At 61.5% G+C, this 17,763-nt stretch carries 17 protein-coding genes; 6 read left to right on the top strand and 11 right to left on the bottom strand.

Features of this window, described 5'->3' with window-relative positions; all coding sequences use genetic code 11:
- Positions 1-127 precede the first annotated feature (127 nt).
- The 3 genes from TU73_RS11815 to TU73_RS11805 all read left to right on the top strand — a co-directional run bounded on the left by TU73_RS11815 (position 128) and on the right by TU73_RS11805 (position 3,333).
- Positions 128-1,930 carry a histidine kinase gene (locus tag TU73_RS11815; RefSeq protein WP_057012338.1) on the top strand — a complete coding sequence of 601 codons (1,803 nt, stop codon included), beginning with the start codon at positions 128-130 and terminating at the stop codon, positions 1,928-1,930.
- Positions 1,927-2,574 carry a two-component system response regulator NarL gene (gene narL, locus TU73_RS11810; RefSeq protein WP_057012337.1) on the top strand — a complete coding sequence of 216 codons (648 nt, stop codon included), beginning with the start codon at positions 1,927-1,929 and terminating at the stop codon, positions 2,572-2,574. The genes TU73_RS11815 and narL overlap by 4 nt, the downstream gene beginning before the upstream one ends.
- Positions 2,575-2,658: 84 nt before the next feature.
- Positions 2,659-3,333: a Crp/Fnr family transcriptional regulator gene (locus tag TU73_RS11805; protein WP_057012336.1), complete on the top strand. Its 675-nt coding sequence runs from the start codon at positions 2,659-2,661 to the stop codon at positions 3,331-3,333.
- 510 nt (positions 3,334-3,843) lie between these two features.
- Here TU73_RS11805 and ubiT read toward each other — a convergent pair.
- The 7 genes from ubiT to norR form a co-directional block, all read right to left on the bottom strand.
- Positions 3,844-4,314, bottom strand: a complete 471-nt coding sequence (gene ubiT / locus TU73_RS11800; protein WP_057012335.1) for a ubiquinone anaerobic biosynthesis accessory factor UbiT — start codon at positions 4,312-4,314, stop codon at positions 3,844-3,846.
- Positions 4,308-5,198, bottom strand: a complete 891-nt coding sequence (locus TU73_RS11795; RefSeq protein WP_057012334.1) for a U32 family peptidase — start codon at positions 5,196-5,198, stop codon at positions 4,308-4,310. The genes ubiT and TU73_RS11795 overlap by 7 nt, the downstream gene beginning before the upstream one ends.
- 10 nt (positions 5,199-5,208) lie before the next feature.
- Positions 5,209-6,204, bottom strand: coding sequence for a ubiquinone anaerobic biosynthesis protein UbiU (gene ubiU / locus TU73_RS11790; RefSeq protein ID WP_057012333.1), 996 nt, complete (start codon positions 6,202-6,204; stop codon positions 5,209-5,211).
- A 120-nt stretch (positions 6,205-6,324) separates the two neighbouring features.
- Positions 6,325-7,560, bottom strand: coding sequence for a molybdopterin molybdotransferase MoeA (locus TU73_RS11785; RefSeq protein ID WP_057012332.1), 1,236 nt, complete (start codon positions 7,558-7,560; stop codon positions 6,325-6,327).
- Positions 7,557-8,111 carry a molybdenum cofactor biosynthesis protein B gene (moaB, locus tag TU73_RS11780; RefSeq protein WP_057012331.1) on the bottom strand — a complete coding sequence of 185 codons (555 nt, stop codon included), beginning with the start codon at positions 8,109-8,111 and terminating at the stop codon, positions 7,557-7,559. Before moaB ends, TU73_RS11785 begins: the two co-directional genes overlap by 4 nt.
- A gap of 100 nt (positions 8,112-8,211) precedes the next feature.
- On the bottom strand, positions 8,212-8,859 hold the full coding sequence (gene pdxH / locus TU73_RS11775) for a pyridoxamine 5'-phosphate oxidase (protein ID WP_057012330.1): 648 nt from the start codon (positions 8,857-8,859) through the stop codon (positions 8,212-8,214).
- An 88-nt stretch (positions 8,860-8,947) separates the two neighbouring features.
- On the bottom strand, positions 8,948-10,477 hold the full coding sequence (norR, locus tag TU73_RS11770) for a nitric oxide reductase transcriptional regulator NorR (protein WP_057012457.1): 1,530 nt from the start codon (positions 10,475-10,477) through the stop codon (positions 8,948-8,950).
- A 154-nt stretch (positions 10,478-10,631) separates the two neighbouring features.
- Here norR and ytfE point away from each other — a divergent pair, with 154 nt between their 5' ends.
- Entirely contained in the window at positions 10,632-11,306 is a 675-nt protein-coding gene (ytfE, locus tag TU73_RS11765) for an iron-sulfur cluster repair protein YtfE (RefSeq protein ID WP_057012329.1), read from the top strand.
- Between the two features lie 75 nt (positions 11,307-11,381).
- Here the strand turns inward: ytfE and TU73_RS11760 are convergent, their stop codons facing one another.
- Together TU73_RS11760 and TU73_RS11755 are read right to left on the bottom strand one after the other, a co-directional pair.
- Positions 11,382-11,819, bottom strand: a complete 438-nt coding sequence (locus TU73_RS11760; RefSeq protein WP_082642593.1) for a hypothetical protein — start codon at positions 11,817-11,819, stop codon at positions 11,382-11,384.
- A 28-nt stretch (positions 11,820-11,847) separates the two neighbouring features.
- Positions 11,848-13,038: an NnrS family protein gene (locus tag TU73_RS11755; protein WP_057012327.1), complete on the bottom strand. Its 1,191-nt coding sequence runs from the start codon at positions 13,036-13,038 to the stop codon at positions 11,848-11,850.
- 473 nt (positions 13,039-13,511) lie between these two features.
- On the opposite strand from TU73_RS11755, the gene TU73_RS11750 reads away from it, so the two are divergent.
- Together TU73_RS11750 and TU73_RS11745 are read left to right on the top strand one after the other, a co-directional pair.
- Entirely contained in the window at positions 13,512-14,195 is a 684-nt protein-coding gene (locus TU73_RS11750) for a Crp/Fnr family transcriptional regulator (RefSeq protein WP_057012326.1), read from the top strand.
- On the top strand, positions 14,192-14,392 hold the full coding sequence (locus TU73_RS11745; protein ID WP_057012325.1) for a hypothetical protein: 201 nt from the start codon (positions 14,192-14,194) through the stop codon (positions 14,390-14,392). Before TU73_RS11750 ends, TU73_RS11745 begins: the two co-directional genes overlap by 4 nt.
- A 22-nt stretch (positions 14,393-14,414) precedes the next feature.
- Here TU73_RS11745 and TU73_RS11740 read toward each other — a convergent pair whose 3' ends face one another.
- Both TU73_RS11740 and TU73_RS11735 read right to left on the bottom strand, forming a co-directional pair.
- Positions 14,415-16,256 (bottom strand): nitric oxide reductase activation protein NorD, encoded by a 1,842-nt coding sequence (locus TU73_RS11740; RefSeq protein ID WP_057012324.1) that lies wholly within the window; start codon positions 16,254-16,256, stop codon positions 14,415-14,417.
- Between the two features lie 78 nt (positions 16,257-16,334).
- The gene (locus tag TU73_RS11735) at positions 16,335-17,762 is read right to left on the bottom strand and encodes a cbb3-type cytochrome c oxidase subunit I (RefSeq protein ID WP_057012323.1); all 1,428 of its coding nucleotides are present in this window, start codon (positions 17,760-17,762) and stop codon (positions 16,335-16,337) included.
- Position 17,763: the final 1 nt, after the last annotated feature.

Below are 17,763 nucleotides of genomic sequence, written 5' to 3'. Positions count from 1 at the left end.
GCCCCACCTTTACTGACAGGGAGCGGTCGGCAACTCTTTAGAGGTAGCGCACCCGGGACGGGATGCAAAACCGTGTTCCGGGACGCCGTATGCTCAGTTTTCGTGTCTGTGCCCAGGATCAGCGTTGATGATGCGCTGGTTGCGCAGCTCCCTGCCCGCTCGCGCCGGGCTGGCGGTGATCCTCATCGCCATCCTCGCCCTGGCCAGTTCGTTGAGTGCCGGGTTGATCGCCTGGTTCAGCCAAGGCGATGCCGCCGCCATCAATACCGCTGGCTCGGTGCGCATGGAGACTTACCACCTGAGCTGGAAACTGGCCGCTGGCGCTCCCCGCGAAGAAATCGCTGCTATCACCGACAGCCTGCAAACCCGCCTCAATAGCCATTCCCTCAAAGCGGTGCTGGAAGATGGCCCGACCACCGATTTGCAAATCAGCTATGGGCAGATCCAGCAACGCTGGAAGGATGATTTGCACCCGGCACTTCAACGTGGCGATGCAAGTGCTTTTCAGGCAATGGCCCTGCCCTTCGTTGAACAACTGAACCAGTTCGTCAGCCTGCTGCAACGCCAGAGCGAGCAAAAGCAAGGTTGGCAACAGGTCATTCAAGGCCTGGCCTTGTTCACCACGCTGATCGTCTTGCTGCTCGGGCTCTACGAACTGCAGCATGGCGTCGTCTCGCCGCTGCAAGAGTTGGTGGCCGCCACCCAGCGCTTTCGTCGCGGCGAGTTCCAGGTGCGGGTCAACCATCAGTCCCATGACGAACTGGGCCAGTTGGCCACCAGTTTCAACGCCATGGCCGAGACGATCGAGGAGTCGCATCGCACGCTCGAAAGCCAGGTCCAGCAAAAGACCTTGAACCTGCAGCAAGCCAACGCGGCGCTGGAACTGCTCTATCAAAGCAGCCGAAGCCTGGCCACGCGCCTGGCCAATGCCGAGGGGCTGGATGAGTTGATCCGGCGCTTCCAGCAACGCCTGCCCGGCTTGCGCCTGTCGCTGTGCCTGCAAGGTCACTTGCAGGCACCGGCCCAGCAATTACTCGCCCTGCACGGCGCCAACAGTCGGGATGTCTGCGCCAGCAGCGATTGCGCCACGTGCCAGAAACACCACAAAACCAGCCCGCAAACCTTCAGCATCAGCAACCAGGGCAGCGAACTGGGTGAGCTCAAGGCCCACTTTGTCGACGGCCACCCCGCGCAAGCCTGGGAAACCCAACTGATCCAGGCCCTCGCCAACCTGATTGGCACCTCTCTTTCGCTCAAACGCCAACGGGAACAGGACCATCGCCTGCTGCTACTTGAAGAGCGCACGATCATCGCCCGCGAATTGCACGATTCACTGGCGCAGGCCCTGTCCTACATGAAGCTGCAAGTCAGCCGCATGCAGACCCTGATGCGCCGCGGCGAGCCGGTCGAAACCCTGGAAACCGTCACCGCTGAGTTGCGCGAGGGCCTGAACAATGCCTACCGCCAGCTCCGCGAACTGCTGACCACTTTTCGCTTGCAGATCAATGATGCGGGGCTGGTGCAGGAGCTCAAGGACACCGCCGAGGAGTTCTCCCGTCGCGGCGAGTTCAAGGTCCACCTGCACGTCGATGCGCTGGCCTTCCAGCTCTGCGCCAGCGAGCAAATCCACATCCTGCAGATCACCCGCGAGGCGCTTTCCAACTGTCTGCGCCATGCCCACGCGCAAAACGTCTGGCTGCAACTGCGCCAGGACGGCGAAACCGTCAGGCTCTCGGTCGAAGATGACGGGCGCGGCTTCAGCGGCACTGTCGACCAACGCGAACACCACGGCCTGAACATCATGGATGAACGTGCGCGCAGCCTGCGCGGCCAGTTGCAGATATTTTCCAGGACGCCGCAAGGGACTCGCGTCCAACTGGAGTTTCATCCCGAGTTTCTCGAACGGCAAACAGAAGGTAGCGTCGCATGACCCCGTCCCCCCACCATAGAATCCTGCTGGTAGACGATCATCCCATGATGCGTCGCGGCATTCGCCAGATGCTTGAACTCGAAGATGATTTCCTGATCGTCGGCGAAGCCAACCATGGCGAAGAAGCACTCACCCTGATCGAGCCACTCCAACCGGACCTGGTACTACTCGACAACAACATGCCGCAGATGAATGGCATTGAAACCCTGCGCCGATTACGGGCCATGCATTACACCGGCAAGGTACTGCTGTTTACCGTGTCGGATGCCGAAGACGACATTCGCGATGCGCTGCGCCTGGATGCCGACGGTTATCTGCTCAAGGACATGGAACCCGAGCTGCTGATCCAGTACATCCGCGATGCCCTCGAAGGTGCATTGGTCATCAGCCCTGGCCTGACGCAGGTCATGGCCCAGGCGTTGCGCTCACCGCCGCGTCAAGCGGTGGTAGAACTGACCGAGCGTGAACGCCAGGTGTTGAAGACCATCGCCAGCGGCTACAGCAACAAGGTTATCGGACACAAGCTGGGCATCACCGAAGGAACGGTCAAGGTCCACGTCAAGAACCTGCTGCACAAACTCGGCTTGCGTTCACGGGTCGAAGCGGCGGTGTGGGCCATGGAGCATCTGCGCATTACGGGCTGAGGCATGCCTCCTTGGAGGTAGGCCGGCAGAGGCATAGGTCAACCCCCCTGCGCGCTCTACAATGACCGTCAGCGGAGGTACGCCATGCTGACCCACCCTTCCATCGTCTTGACGCTGCGTCGTCATCATCTGTTCAGCCAATTGCCGGAGAACGTTTTCGAGCAAGTCTGCGGCCTGGCCATGCTCAAGCGCCTGCCGTGCCACGCCACGCTGATGCACCAGGGCGATCCGGCCAAGCGCTTTTTCCTGCTGGTCAGCGGCCAGATCAAACTCTACCGCCTCAACGGTGAAGGCCAGGAAAACCTGGTGGAAATCATTCAGCCCGGCCAGACCTTCGCCGAAGCCCTGCTCTTCAGCCAGGCCCGGCTTTACCCGGTCAGCGGCACCGCCCTCAAGGACAGCGTGTTGGTCAGTATCGAGGGCCACCATTATCGCAAGGCACTGGAAGACCAGCCGAAAGTCTGCCTGGCTATCCTGGCGAGCATGAGCGTCCATCTGCACCTGCGCCTGCGGGACATCGACACCTTGACCATGGCGAGCGCGAGCCGTCGGGTGATCAGTTTTCTGCTCCAGGAACGCCACCCGGTTACCGGGCAGATTGTCTTGCAGGTATCCAAACGCCTGGTGGCGTCGAAGCTGGGGATTCAACCGGAAACCTTTTCGCGGATTTTGCATCGCCTGGTCGAGTGCGGATTGATCCAGATGCAACGACGCAACATCAGCATCCTCGCCGAAAAGGATCTGGCTGCGTTCCAATAGGCGCAATTGGCTGCGATGAATGCGCAATACCCGCACACTGTGTGGCAGCGACGGTAACCACGATGCGCAGCGAGCCGCTCTTGATCTTGATCTGCTGTTGATCTTGATCTTAGGCGCCCCGTTAAACCACGCTGGCCGGAATTCGACAGGGATTTGGGGGGTAAACCGGCAGGGATGCCGGTTTAGCCGCCCCGCGCCATGGATGGCGCGTGGCGGCGGCCCCCCAAATCCCTGTCGGATTACGGGCACACCGAGCCTGAGCGAGGTGCCGAGTGGTGGGGCAAGAGCGTTTGGTTACTTTGCGCTTTTCAAAGTGACCCGCTGTAAAAGCGGAACCAATAGTGGCCGTTACCTAAATAATGGATATGTACTCGGTCTGATCCAAGACCCTGGTCGGCTGTCAGGCCGCCTTCGGGGGCAAGCCCCCTCCCACATTTGGATGCATCAGTTAGATAGCTATAAGCTGCCAGGGAGCAGCGGCGTACCAACGTTGTGTAGATACCTATTCAACTACTGCACCGCCAGCCCCTTGCCCGCCCGCTCAAGATTACGCCACAACCAGACCGGCAAGACGTCGGGGTCCAGGCTGTCGATCAGGTTTTTCAGCGCCAACCCCAACTCGGTATCGCCCTGAATCACCAGGCGCCGACGAAAAAACAGCGTGTCCGGATCTTCCTGGCGACTGGCCAGGAGCAGGAACTCTCGCCAATTGCCGCTGATGGTCACGTGAGCCTGGGCCTGACGGCCAATTTGCAAGCCCTCGCGGCCCAGGGTCAGGTACCAGGACAACCCCAGATCGGCAATTTGCAGGCACAGCCAACGCCCGCGCAGCACTTCGAATTCACCGTCGCGCAATGGCTCGGCCAGGCAGCGATTCAGCGCCTGCTGCAGCGCCAGGCGCTGCACCGCAAAGGGCACCCGGCGTACCAGCGGCAGTAAGCGATCAGCGCCTTTCAATAGCCACGCTTTGCGGTTCAACACAGGCCGACCTCCTCAACATGCAGCATGCCGGCCTGGCCATGCCAGTAGCCATTGCAACCGTCGACGAACAGCGGCGGTGCCTGGCCCAGACGAACCCGCTGGTACGCCTCGATCACCTCGTTCATGCCCTGGGCTCGCGGACTCAGGCGCAGCAGATCGGCCCCGCAGGCCACCAACCCGGAATAATCGGCCAGCAGATTGGTCACCTGCGCCGACATCGTTTGAATGCCGTTAAGGGTGAACAACGGCTGCCCTTCCTGGCTGGCCAGCGCCAGACCATCGGGGTAGTTGATGCAACAGAACTGGCAGTCGTCCTTCGGCCGATTTTCCGCGCGGGCGGTAAAACAGCGGGCGGAATAGGCCAACGGCAAATGCCCATAGGCGAAGATCTCCACTTGCGGCACGTCACGGCCGAGCTCGCGAACCTGCTCGATCACATCGCCGATCAACGCCGCCGAACATTCCACCGGCGGTACCCAACGGGTCATGCCGCAGTCGAGCAATTGCGCCAGCGCATGCCCGTTGTACAGGTTGAGCGCCGGGCCGCCCACGAACGGCAACTTGCGTTCAGCCAGAAACTGCACCGCGCCCATGTCATTGGCTTCCACCAGCAACTGACCGTTGTCGCAGAGCCGCCGCAGGCTGGAAAGTTCGGACGCGGCTTCGATCAGCGTCAGGCTGGAGATCACCAATTGCGCCTGGCTGCAGGCCTGCAACTCGCGCCCCAGCCCCAGCCATTGATCCAGTGAAAAAGCCCGACGTTTCGAACACACGGTTTCCCCCAGATAAATCACGTCCAGGGGCAAGGCCGACATCTCGGCGTAAAAGTTGCTGAGTTGCTCTTTGTCCCAATAAAACAGGACCGGTCCAAGGCTGAGCTGCATGTTTCGTCCCTCATTGCCACGATCGATGATAAGCACCCAGGGTGGTCTGGCTGCCTTCGGACAAACCAGCCAGCACCTGGCGCCATTGCGCCTTGACCTGGAAACTGCCCGGTGAGCCGCGATGGGCATCGAGTGCCGCCCGCCAGACGCGGGTGACTTGCTCGACATAGGCCGGGCTGCGTTGGCGGCCTTCGATTTTTACCGCCTCGACGCCGATGGCGCTCAGCTCAGGGAGCAGGTCGAGGGTGTCGAGGCTGGTGGGCTCTTCCAGTGCATGAAAGCGTTTGCCGTCGACCAGGAAGCGGCCCTTGCACAACGTTGGGTAACCGGCCGGCTCGTCAGGGGTATAACGATCAATCAGTACTTCGCTGAGCCGCGCACTCAAGCCTTGGGCGTCTTCGCTCCAGCGCACAGCCTTGGCCGGCGAACAGACACCGCACAGGTTCGGCGACTCGCCGGTGATGTAGGAGGACAGGTGGCAACGCCCCTCGGCCATGATGCACAAGCTGCCAAAGCCAAACACTTCGATCGGCACCGGGCTGGTGGCGGCGACCTGGCGCACCTGCGCCAACGACAGCACCCGTGGCAGCACCGCACGCCGGATACCATAGCGCTGGGCGTAAAACTGCAGCGCCGCAGCGTGGGTGGCCGAGCCCTGGACCGACAGGTGCAACGCCAGTTGCGGGTGCCGCTGGCTGGCATAGTTGAGCACCCCGGGATCGGCGGCGATCAGCGCGTCCACGCCGAAATCGGCAGCCCGGTCGACTGCCCGCTGCCAGCGTTCCCAGCCCTTGGGTTGCGGATAGGTATTCACCGCGACGTAGAGTTTGCGTTGATGCTGGCGGATGTGGGCGACCGCAGCGTCGAACTGCTTGTCATCCATATTCAGGCCCGCAAAATGCCGGGCGTTGGTGTCATCGCGAAAACCGACATAGACGGCATCCGCGCCTTCGCGCACCGCCGCCTTAAGCGCAGGCAGATTCCCTGCCGGACAAACCAGTTGCATGGGTAATCCTCATGAAAAACGCGTCTTGACGCTCGCCCGGGATCGGTAGTGCACCGATCAGAAAGGCGCTGCCAGTCTAGCCAGACCAGCAGCCATGGCCTTGACGACAATCAATTGCGATCAATGCATCAGGTCGGCGAAGGACAGGAACATCACGGTGTCGCGCTTGAGCACTTGCTGCTCGCACTCGATCACGGCCAACCCGTCGGCCCAGCACGCAGCCGTCAACATCGCCGAGCTTTGCTGAGGGTGCAGCGCCACGCTCAATTGGCCGTCGGCACTAGGCGTCAGCCTGGCCCGCAGGTACTGACGGCGTTTGTTGCGTTGCAACCAGTCGAACCCGGCTGGTACGGCCAATGGCACAGGCATCACGTCCGTGACGCCCTGCGCCCGGAGCAGGAACGGCCGCACGACCACCAACGCGGTAATCAGTGCCGCCGAAGGATTGCCCGGCATGCCGATCCAGGGTTTGCCGGCGACTTCACCAAAGGCCAGGGGTTTACCCGGCTGAATGGCCAGCCGCCAGAAATCCAGGCTACCCAGTTCCTCGATCGCCCGTTTGAGATGGTCCTCCTCGCCGACCGAGACACCACCGGAGCTGAGCAGCAAATCGCACTCCGACGACGCCAGGCTCAAGGCATCGCGGCTGGCCGCCAACTCATCTGCCATGACGCCATAGTCGTGCACCTCGACGCCCCAGCCGCGCAGCAACGCAGACAGGCAATAGCGGTTGCTGTTGTAGATCTGCCCCCGCGCCAAGGCATCGCCCGGTTCGCGCAGCTCATTGCCGCTGCTGAGCAAGCACACTTGCAACGGTCGATGAACCGCGACCCGCGCCACGCCTGCGCCAGCCAGCAAGCCCAATTCTTGTGCACGCAGGCGCTTGCCGGCCTTGAGCAACAGGTCCCCACGGCGAACCTCTTCACCCTCCTTGCGCACGTGATCGCCCGCACTGACGGACGGGAACCAGACGCGCTCGCCGTCGATCCGGCAGCACTCTTGCGGCACCACTGTATCGGCGCCCGCAGGCAATGGCGCGCCGGTAAAAATCTGCACCGCCTGCTGGGCGAGCAACGGCAAGCCGGCTTGATCCCCGGCAGCAATTCGCCCACCAATGGGCAGGTAACCGCCCTGGGATGGCAGGTCGGCTGCCCGGAGCGCATAGCCGTCCATGGCGCTGTTGTCCCAGGCCGGCAGGTTCACCAGGGAATGAATGTCGGTTGCCAGCACTCGTCCCAAGGCTTGATCCAGGCCGATCATTTGCGCCAACGGGGGTGTCGGGGCCTGATCCAACAAACGCTGGATGGCCTCGTCCACCGGCATCAGCTGACCGAGGTCGCACACTCCACCGGTCATGAGCGCGTCTCGCAGGCTTCATTGCCTTGTTGCGGCTGCAGTTTCAAATGCGGGGCGAAATTGCAGGGGCCGGTGCGGCTGTCCAGCTGTTCCAGCAGGATCATGTTCCAGGCTGTCCGGCATGCCCCTGGCGAACCCGGGACGCAACACACCAAGACCCCATTGCTCATTCCAGCCAGGGCCCGCGACTGCAAGCTGGACATGCCGACTTCCGCCAGGGAGACCTGGCGGAACAGTTCGCCAAAGCCTTCAACCTGTTTGTCGAGCAATGGCAGCACCGCTTGCGGCGTGTTGTCGCGCGCGGTGAAACCGGTGCCGCCGGTCATCAATACCACTTGCACCTGGGGGTCGGCGATCCACCGGGAAACAATGGCGCGAATCTGATAAATGTCGTCCTTGACCAGCGCCCGGTCGATCAGCACATGGCCGGCGGTCTGCAGCAGGCCTGCCAGGGTCTGCCCCGAAGTATCGGTGTCAAAGGTGCGCGTATCGCTGATGGTCAGCACGGCGATGTGCAGGGGAACAAAGGTGCGTTGCGCCAAATGGGCCATATAAAAGCCTTCCCGTAGATGAGGGTTTGGCCAAGCCTGAACCGGAATCGCCGCCCGGCCTATTCCTCCAACGAGGTACCTCCACAGGGCGAATACAGACTCAAGGCGCCAGGCGGCGGCGACACCATTCGCCGTTCTGTAGACGGTAGTCGAGTCGGTCATGCAGGCGATCGGCACGCCCCTGCCAGAACTCCAGGCGTGCCGGGCGCAGGCAGTAACCACCCCAGTGCTGCGGTCGCGGCACGGCCTGGCCAACGAAACGCTTGATGGTTTCGGCCAAACGCAGGTCCAGCGCTGCCCGGCTGGCCAGCGGCTGGCTTTGTGGTGAAGCCCAGGCGCCCAGGCGGCTGGCCACTGAGCGGGAGTCGAAGTACGCGTCCGAGATTTGCGAATCGAGCCTGGATACCTGACCTTCAATGCGCACCTGACGCTCCAGGCCTGGCCAGAAAAACGTCATGGCGGCATTCGGGTTAGCGGCCAGTTGCAGGCCTTTGTCGCTCTGGTAATTGCCGAAAAACGTGAAGCCATCGTCGCTCAAGCCCTTGAGCAGCAGGACCCGGCAGTGCGGTTGCCCGTCACCATCGACCGTTGCCAACATCATGCTGTTGGCTTCGACAGGCGCGCATTCGGTGTCACGCGCTTGCTGCAGCCATTGGCGGAACATGGCCAGTGGATCGTCCGGCGCTGCCTCATCCAGCAGACCGTTGAGGGTGTAGTTACGGCGCATCTGGGCCAGGGAAAGTGGCATAACGGTGATCTCCGTGGGGTTTGGCCCAGTGTGCAAGCCACTGGCTGGCCTCACCTTGATCGCCATCAACAGGCGGCGCCGCCACGGCTTATTTCAACCCCAGACGCCGGGCCAGTTTGTGCAGGTTGCTGGGGTCGATCTCCAGCAGCCGGGCGGCGCCGGCCCAGTTCTGGGCCGAAAGACTCAGGGCCTGAAGGATTTTTTCTCGCTGGCAGTCATCCACCGCAGCGCCCAGGGCCTGGAATGGCGCATCAGACATCAGCTCCAACGGCCGCTCGACGAGCATTCCCGACGCCCCCATTGCACTGTCAAGATCGAGGATTTGCGCCTCCAGCGTCATGATCAGCGCGCGACTGGTGCCGCGGCTGAGTTGCTTCAACGCGGCGCGACTGATCACATGTTCCAGTTCGCGCACATTGCCCGGCCAGGAATAGGCCAGCAAGGCCCGCTCGGCCGCGGGCGACAAGCGCAAACCGCGCAAGCCGAGCCGTGCCCGATTGAGTTCGAGGAAATGCCCGGCGAGCATCAGCACATCGTTACCGCGCTCGCGCAGAGGCGGAATCGGCACCGGGTACACCGAGAGCCGGTGATACAGGTCAGCCCTGAACAGGCCATCGCGGATGCTGTCGGGCAGGTGCCGGTTGGTCGCGGCGATGATCCGTACATCTACGTGCAACGGCTTGTCCGCCCCCAGCCGCTGGATCTCGCCGTTTTGCAATGTGCGCAACAGCTTGGCCTGCACGCTTGGCGGCAACTCACCGACTTCATCAAGAAACAGTGTGCCGCCATTGGCCGCATCGAAACGTCCGGCGCGGTCACTGGTGGCGCCGGAAAAGGCGCCCTTGACGTGCCCGAACAACTCGCTTTCTGCCAAGGATTCCGGCAAGGCGGCGCAGTTGACCTGTATCAGCGGCTTGTGGCTGCGCCCCGACAAACGATGCAGGCGCCGGGCGAACAACTCTTTGCCGACACCGGTCTCGCCCAACAGCAACACCGGCAGGTCGGAATCGGCCAGTACATCCAGCTCATTGAGCAACTGGTGCAACGCCTCGCTCTGGCCGAGGATTTCGCCTTCATCGGCGGGCAAGCGCACGTCTTGAAGGCCGCTGCGGGACAAACGCAAGCTGCGGTTTTCCTGTTCGAGGCGGGTGACGCGCACGGCGGCTTCGATCTGCAAGGTGCAACGCTTGAGTTCCTCCCGCGCCTGGCTGTCGAAGGTGCCGGCATGCAACGCATCGAGGGTAATGGCGCCCCAGATGCGTCCCTCCACGTAAAGGCTCACACCCATGCAGTCATGCACCGGCAAGGGTTCACCCACGTGATTGTCGAGCAAGCCGTCGTAGGGGTCCGGCAGGCGGCTGTCAGGCTCGAACCACGTCGGCTCGCGCGACGCCATGATCGCAGCCAGTCGAGGATGCTGAGCGATGACAAATCGGCGCCCCAACGCTTCGTGGACCAACCCCACTGTCGCGACAGGCCTGAGGCTGTCTTCATCCAGGCGCAGCAAGCCCACGGCACCGCTGTTGAAATATTCGCGCAGGGTCTGGACCAGGCGCTGGAACCGTACGGCATTGGGCAACTCGACGATCAAGTCGGCGGCCAGGCTTTCTCGCAGCATGGTAATCATCACCCTCTATGGTGGCATTCACCCTAGAGCGTCAGGGTAACTATCACCACACCTAATAATTAATCGTTATTTATCAATCAGTTAAATATGGCATGCCGGATGCAACAAGGCTGGGGAACCGTTGAAATCCAATCAAGGAACCCTGATGAGCCAGACCCTGCTGGAACAAAGCCTCGGCCAACTGGCCTGCGACATTCCCGGTGCCACCCGGATCTTTCACACCTTCAAGCTGGACTTCTGTTGTGGTGGTCATAAAAGCCTGCGTGAAGCGGCACTGGGCAAGGACCTCGACCCGACACTGATTGCCGAAGCCCTGCACAGTCTGCAAGACGCCGGTGAAACCCAAATTGACTGGCGCAACGAGCCGTTGCCTGTGTTGATCGCTCACCTCCTTACGCGTTACCACGCTCGCCACCGCGAGCAACTGCCCGAACTGATCCGCCTGGCCCGTCGGGTCGAGCAGGTCCACGGCGCACGCAGCAGTTGTCCCAACGGCTTGGCCGACCTGCTGACCGACATTCAACAAGAACTCGAAGGCCACATGCTCAAGGAAGAACAAGTGCTCTTCCCGATGCTGCAACAGGGCATCGGCCTCCAGGCCGCCCCGCCGATCCAGGTGCTGCGTTTCGAACATGACCAGCATGGCCAGGCGCTGGAGGCACTGCTGGCCCTGACCAACAACATCACCCCGCCAGCGGATGCCTGTAACACCTGGCGTGCCTTGTATCGCGGGCTGCTGGAGTTTCGCGACGACCTGATGCACCACATCCACCTGGAAAACAATGTGCTGTTCGTAAACGCCCTGAACCCCAGACACTGATCGATCGCCGCTTACAACCCACCCGCGCCAGCCCACCGGTTGCCGCGGGTTTCGTCTGCCGGGCACTTTTATCGATCAGCCATGCCAATAAAACATGGCCTTGGCAAGGATCACGATCGATACCATGTGCCCGAGGATGCTGCGGCGAATCCAGCTTGCCCGCTGAGCGCTCAGCCGAGCGTTTTTCAGCCAATAGGCCAACAGCAAATAATGCCCGATGATGCTCAGGGCCAACAGGATCTTCAGGCTCAGCAACGTGCCAAGACTGCTGGCCAGCGGCTGGCTCAAGGCGCCCCGGTACTGCCACGCCAAACTGATGCCGGCGCCATACAACAGCACCACCACGCCATGCAGGACCTTGCGCGAGCGCAGGGCAATGGCCTGATCGGCCGTCGACTGTGGCGCATCCGGCAACTGCTGGCGGGCGTGATGCCAGATCACCACTTCGAAAAACAACGTACCAATGAAGGCGATTGCCGCAAGCAAGTGGGTCACCAGTAAAAAGGGGTATATCACTGTCCACCTCCATTGATTCGCCGGCTCAACCCGGATGACCGTCAACCCGAGTGCGCAGCAGCATCGGCCCGTAACGCCAGGCGTACAACGCAAACGCCAGCGCCCAGCACAGGCCGGCCAGCCACAGCGCCGGCAAGGGCAGGAACACAATCAACACAACCCGGCTGAGACACGCCAGATTGAGCAAGATAAACGCCAGGGTCATGCCCGAGGGCGGCTCAAGTGGCCGACCGGTATGCCCCAGGCTGACCCGTGCAATCATCGCCAGCACCAACCCCCCCATGGCACCGATTGTCAGGCAATGCACCGCCAGGCTCGGGTTGACCGGCACGCCGAAATGCCACAGCGCCATACCCAGGCACGCCACTGCCAACCAGCCATAGGCCAGGTGCAGCGACCACAACAACGGCACGCGCCAAAGTGCCCGATCATGCCAGCGAACCAGGCGCACCAGATGCCCCGCCGCCAACACCGCGAACAGCAGCCCCACCCAGGCATTAGGGATGAGGGCCGGCCCCGCTGCATACAGCAACGCAACCAGCGGCGCACCGATCAACAACACCCCGTCCAGCCACGGCCAGGGAGCAACTCCCTCGACCCGACCGAGACCACGCTGGGTGAAAAACGGAATGACCCGCCCGCCGACCAACCCCATCATCGCTGCCACCAGCCAGATGCCGGCCAGTACGCCTTGGCGCTGCCAGCCTTCATGGCCTTCGCGTACGCCATAAAGCGCCAACCCATCGGCCACGGCTAACAGCAGCAACACCATCACAATCGGATAGTTACGTTTCTGTCGTACCTTCCACAGGCTCAACCCCATGAAAAATGCGACCGCCAGTGGGAACGCCAATTCCAGCACCATGAGCAGCGACCATGGCGCATTGAGCAACCACGCCGCCCGTGCGCACAGCCACAACAGCGCCAGGGCAGCCAGCGGCTTGCCGCTGAGCCCGGGGCGACTGGTCCAGGTCTGCACCGCCGTCAGCAAAAAACCTGCGATGATCGCCAGCCCGAAGCCGAACAGCAGTTCATGCCGATGCCAGCCCAGCCAACCGCCTGCGGGAGTCCAGTGGGAAATCGAACCGCCGAAGGCTGCCAGCCACAGCGCAATGGCCAACACCGCAAACAGGCAGCCGGCAAGGAAAAATGGCCGGAAGGCCAGCCGTAACAGCGGCGGGATCGCCATCGCTTTACGCCGCTCAAGCACTTGCATAACGCCACTCCTCTAACGTGTTGGCGACCTGACACTTAGTCGCGAGTGCCGAGGTAAATCCGGATGCATCATCGGGTATAGGCGATCAGTCGCCGTTGTCGCAGATCAAGAGTGCAAGGGCCGTGCCCTGCGGCGACTTATTGCCGGTGCGGGCCCGCGCGGCTGCAACGGTGAACGGACCAGGGTGAAAACAACCCCGATACGGTCATTTAGACCCTGTCGGCCAGGGTTATTTTTACCCTCGAGCCTTCCCATCCCCATGAATCAAGGCCTCCAGGCATGGCCCGCGTCTTGCTCAAGCATCGGGTACTCAATGAAAGCCTCGATCCGCGGGAGTCGTCATGAAAAAAGTCATCCAACCCCTGACCTGGTTTGTGCTGCTGGCCTCAGTCCTGGCCCTGGCCAGTGGCCTTTCCCTGGGCCTCGTCTGACTCGTTGGCCGCCCCTTTTCTTTACCTTCAGGACGAATTCCCATGGTGCTTCATCGCGTTCACCACCAGATTTTGCGCAGTCATCATTTGTTCGAGCCGTTGAACGAAGAACAGCTGGATGAATTGATGAGTACCAGCCACTTGCTGAGCATCGACAAAGGCGAACCCTTGTTCCGGCAAGACGAGCCCGCCGATTCGTTCTATTTCGTGATTGCCGGGGCAGTGAAAATCTACCGACTGACGCCCGATGGGCAGGAAAAAGTGTTTGAAGTCATCGGCGATCGACAAACCTGCGCCGAGGCGATGATGTTGATGGATACCCCCAATTACGTGGCCTCGGCCGAGGCGGTCTGCCCCACTCAACTCTACCGGTTGTCCAACGCCACCTACATGCGCCTGCTTCAGAGCAACAGCCGGCTGACCTTTGCGTTACTCGGCAAGCTCTGCGTTCGCTTGCACCAGCGGGTCAATGAAATCGAAACCCTGTCGCTGAAAAATGCCACCCACCGGGTCGTGCGTTATTTGCTGACGCAACTGGTGCGCCTGCGGCCGGTCAACAGCCAATTCGAGCTGCCGATGGCCAAGCAATTGATCGCCGGGCATCTGTCGATCCAGCCGGAAACCTTTTCACGGATCATTCGCCGCCTGATCGATGAAAAAATCATCACCCAGGACGGCCGCCAGATCGCCATTCTTGATCGTCTGCGCCTGGAACAGTTCGAATGAGCACCCTGCCCGTCTGCCTGTATTGCCACACTACCAACCCGTCCAGGCAATCTGAATGCCTGCAATGCGGCATGCCCTTGCCGGTGATGGCCGAACGCGTCGAGGCAGGTCGTTTGCGCCGGTTCAAATGGTTCTGCGTTGGCCTGACGATCTTTTGCATTACGATGTTTTTCGTGTTGCCGCGCAGCATCAATTGAGGCCGCAGATTCAGACCTGGACTCAAAGCCGGGTCAGTTGGCGATACAGTTGCGGCAAGCGCAGGGGTAATTGCTCAGGTTGACGGATCAAGGTGTAGCCATTGGCACCGAACATGTAGGGCAGATAATCCCCGGCCTCGCGATCAATAGTGATACAGAACGGCGTCAGCCCTTGACGCCGGGCCTGGAGCACCGCCTCGCGGGTGTCTTCGACACCGTAGCGTCCCTCGTACAGATCCAGGTCATTGGGTTTGCCATCGGTCAGCAGCAGCAATAGCTTGCTGCGCCGCTTGCTGCTGCCCAACAGGCACGTGGCCTGGCGAATAGCCGCGCCCATGCGCGTGTAATACCCAGGCTTGAGCCCTTGAATACGGCCCCGGGTGTGGTCGTCATAACGCTGGGCGAAGGTCTTGAGTGCCTGCATACGCACGTGCTGACGGCGCAGCGAGGAAAACCCGTACAGGGCGAAATCATCCCCCAGCCCCGACAGGGTTTCGCCAAACAGCAACAGCGTGTCACGGATGACATCGATGACCCGATGCTCATCGTTCAGGTGCGCGTCGGTGGACATCGAGACATCCGCCAGCAACAGGCACGCCAGGTCACGGCGCGTCTGGCGTTGCTCCATGAACAGACCGCGCTCGGCGCACTGGCCATGCTCGCGCTCAACGTGAAAATCCAGCCAGGCCTGCATGTCCAGCTCCGAGCCCTGGGTTTGCTGGCGCAGCCACTGACGATCAGTGCGCAAATGCTCGAATTGACGCCGCAGACGCTGCGCCGACCCCTTCAACCGTGGCGGCAGCGGCTGCACTTGACTGTCACGGGGCACCATCATTTGCAGATTGACGAAAGCGTCCTGCATCCGCTGCTTGCGATAGTCCCACTCGGGCAACTTGATGCCCTCGCCCAAGGGGATATCGTCGACATCCGCGGGCGGCAAATCCAGGTGCAGCTTCAAGCCACCGCCCTTGCGCAGTCGCGTGCGCGACAGGGTCAGCTCGTCCAGATCGTCGGCGACCCTGGCAGCATCCGGGTCTTCGCTGTCGTCCGACCAGCGGTCCAGGTCCACGTGCTCGGTCCAACTGAACAGGTTCTCCAGGCGCACCACCAACAGTCCACCGTCTCGCGGATTGTCATCGATACGTTTGGCGCGTTTGCGCCCGCCTTTCTGCTCGTCGGGCGTTGTCGCCAAGGTGTCTTCGGATTCATCGCCCAGATCGGCCGTCAGCGGACTGGCCAGCTGTTGCGGCGGGTACAGCCACAGCGGCAGCGGCCATACCGCACGCTCGCTGCGCGGAAAATCCTCAACACTGCCCGGCTGGCGCAATGCCTGACATAACGCGCGCTCCAGCGCCGCTTCAGCACGGCTCAATGAAGCCGGATCCGGGCGCAATCGCAGGTGGGCTTCGACCAGTCGCTGGTAGCGCGGGCGCAGCGCTGGATAACGCCGCAACAGCTGTTGCGTCCAGCGCTGGTTGTCCCGCCCCCAATGCCGCATCGGTCCGGCCTGCGCGGCCAGCAATGCGAGCCAACGATAGAGTTCCTCGTTCAGCGCGACTTGAGGGAAGACCGCGAGGCTCGCCGGCAGCCGCAGGGTACTTTCGTCGCACCAGGCCAACGGCACTTGTTTGCAGGTGCCGGCGATCTGCTGCAGCACATTGCGCCGCAGTAACAGGTCGCGGTCACTGGCCGCTTCCACGCCCATGCCATTGGCACCGCCCATGGCACGAAACAACAGCGCCAGCGGGCGTTGCTGGCTGATCAGTGCAACCCGGGCTTCGGGAAAATCCGGGCTGGCGCGCCGGGTGATGAAGCGATGCCAGACGCTGCCTACCCACTCTTCCAGTTCGACGGTAAAGGCCATGGTACTTGCCCTTGTTGGAAAGCAAACAAACGGCCCGCTGGATCAGCCGGGCCGACCTTTTCTAGCCGTTATGCCGATTCATGAAGGCACCACCGCCGCTGGTGCACGCAAGGCTGCGCGCCCCCGCTGCTTGAAGCTGAACAAATAGCAGAGCAGCCCCGCGAAGAAACCGACCCCTGCGCCCAGGCGCGCCCAGAACATGACCTGCAAATGTTCGACCGTGGCCATGAACGGCAATGCGATCCCGTCGGGCTGCCAACGTTGCAGGTAGACCTGCACGACACCGGCAGCGGTCAAGAACAGCGTGATCATCACCATCGACAGGGTCATCATCCAGAAGCCCCAGATCTCCAGGGTCTGCGAGCGTTCGTCAGCGGCTTCACCGAGCCCGCGCAGACGCGGCATGGCGTAGCTGATCAAGGTCATCACGATCATCGCGTAGGCGCCGTAGAAAGCCAGGTGGCCGTGAGCCGCGGTCAGTTGCGAACCGTGGGTATAGAAGTTGACCGGGGCCAGGGTGTGTAGAAAGCCCCAGACGCCCGCGCCGAAGAAGGCCGTCACCGTGGTGCCCTTCGCCCACAGCGTCGCGGCGCGGTTGGGGTGTTGTCGACGGCGGTTCTTCACCGTGCTGAAGGCGAATATCACCATCGCCAGGAAGGGCAGCGGCTCCATCGCAGAGAAGATTGATCCGACCCACAACCAGACCTCGGACGCGCCAATCCAGAAAAAGTGATGCCCAGTACCGATGATCCCGGTAATCAGCGCCATGGCGATAATCACATACAGCCATTTCTCTACGACCTCCCGGTCTACACCGGTGATCTTGATCAGCACGAAAGCCAGCATCGCGCCCATGATCAATTCCCACACGCCTTCCACCCAAAGATGCACCACCCACCACCAATAGAACTTGTCGCGGGCCAGGTTGCCGGGGTTGTAGAAGGAGAACAGGAAGAACACCGCGAGCCCGATCAACCCGGTCATCATGACCATGCTCACCGTGGTCTTGCGCCCTTTGAGCAGGGTCATGCCAATGTTGTAGAGAAAGCCCAGGCACACCAGCACAATCCCCATCTTGGTGATGGTCGGTTGCTCCAGAAATTCCCGGCCCATGGTCGGCAGCAGCTCATTGTGGGTCAACCTCGCCAAGCCCGCGTAGGGCACCAGCAGGTAGCCGAGGATCGTCAGCACACCGGCAGCGGCAAACACCCAAAACAGAATGATCGCCAGCCTGGGGCTGTGCAACTCACGATCGGCCTCTTCCGGAATCAGGTAGTAAGCGGCGCCCATGAAGCCGAACAGCAACCAGACGATGAGCAGGTTGGTGTGGACCATTCGCGCCACGTTGAAGGGAATGATCGGGAACAGAAAATCCCCGATCACGTATTGCAGGCCCATGATCAAACCGAACAGCACCTGACCGAGAAACAGGATCAGGGCGAACACGAAGTAAGGTTTGGCCACGGCTTGTGAGGCGAATTTCAGATGCGGATTTGCCATGCTCATC

The sequence above is a fragment of the Pseudomonas libanensis genome, from assembly GCF_001439685.1.
In the GTDB taxonomy this organism is placed as follows: domain Bacteria; phylum Pseudomonadota; class Gammaproteobacteria; order Pseudomonadales; family Pseudomonadaceae; genus Aquipseudomonas; species Aquipseudomonas libanensis.
The sequence above is the reverse complement of the archived record's forward strand: the minus strand, read 5'-3'. Positions and strand labels throughout refer to the sequence as shown.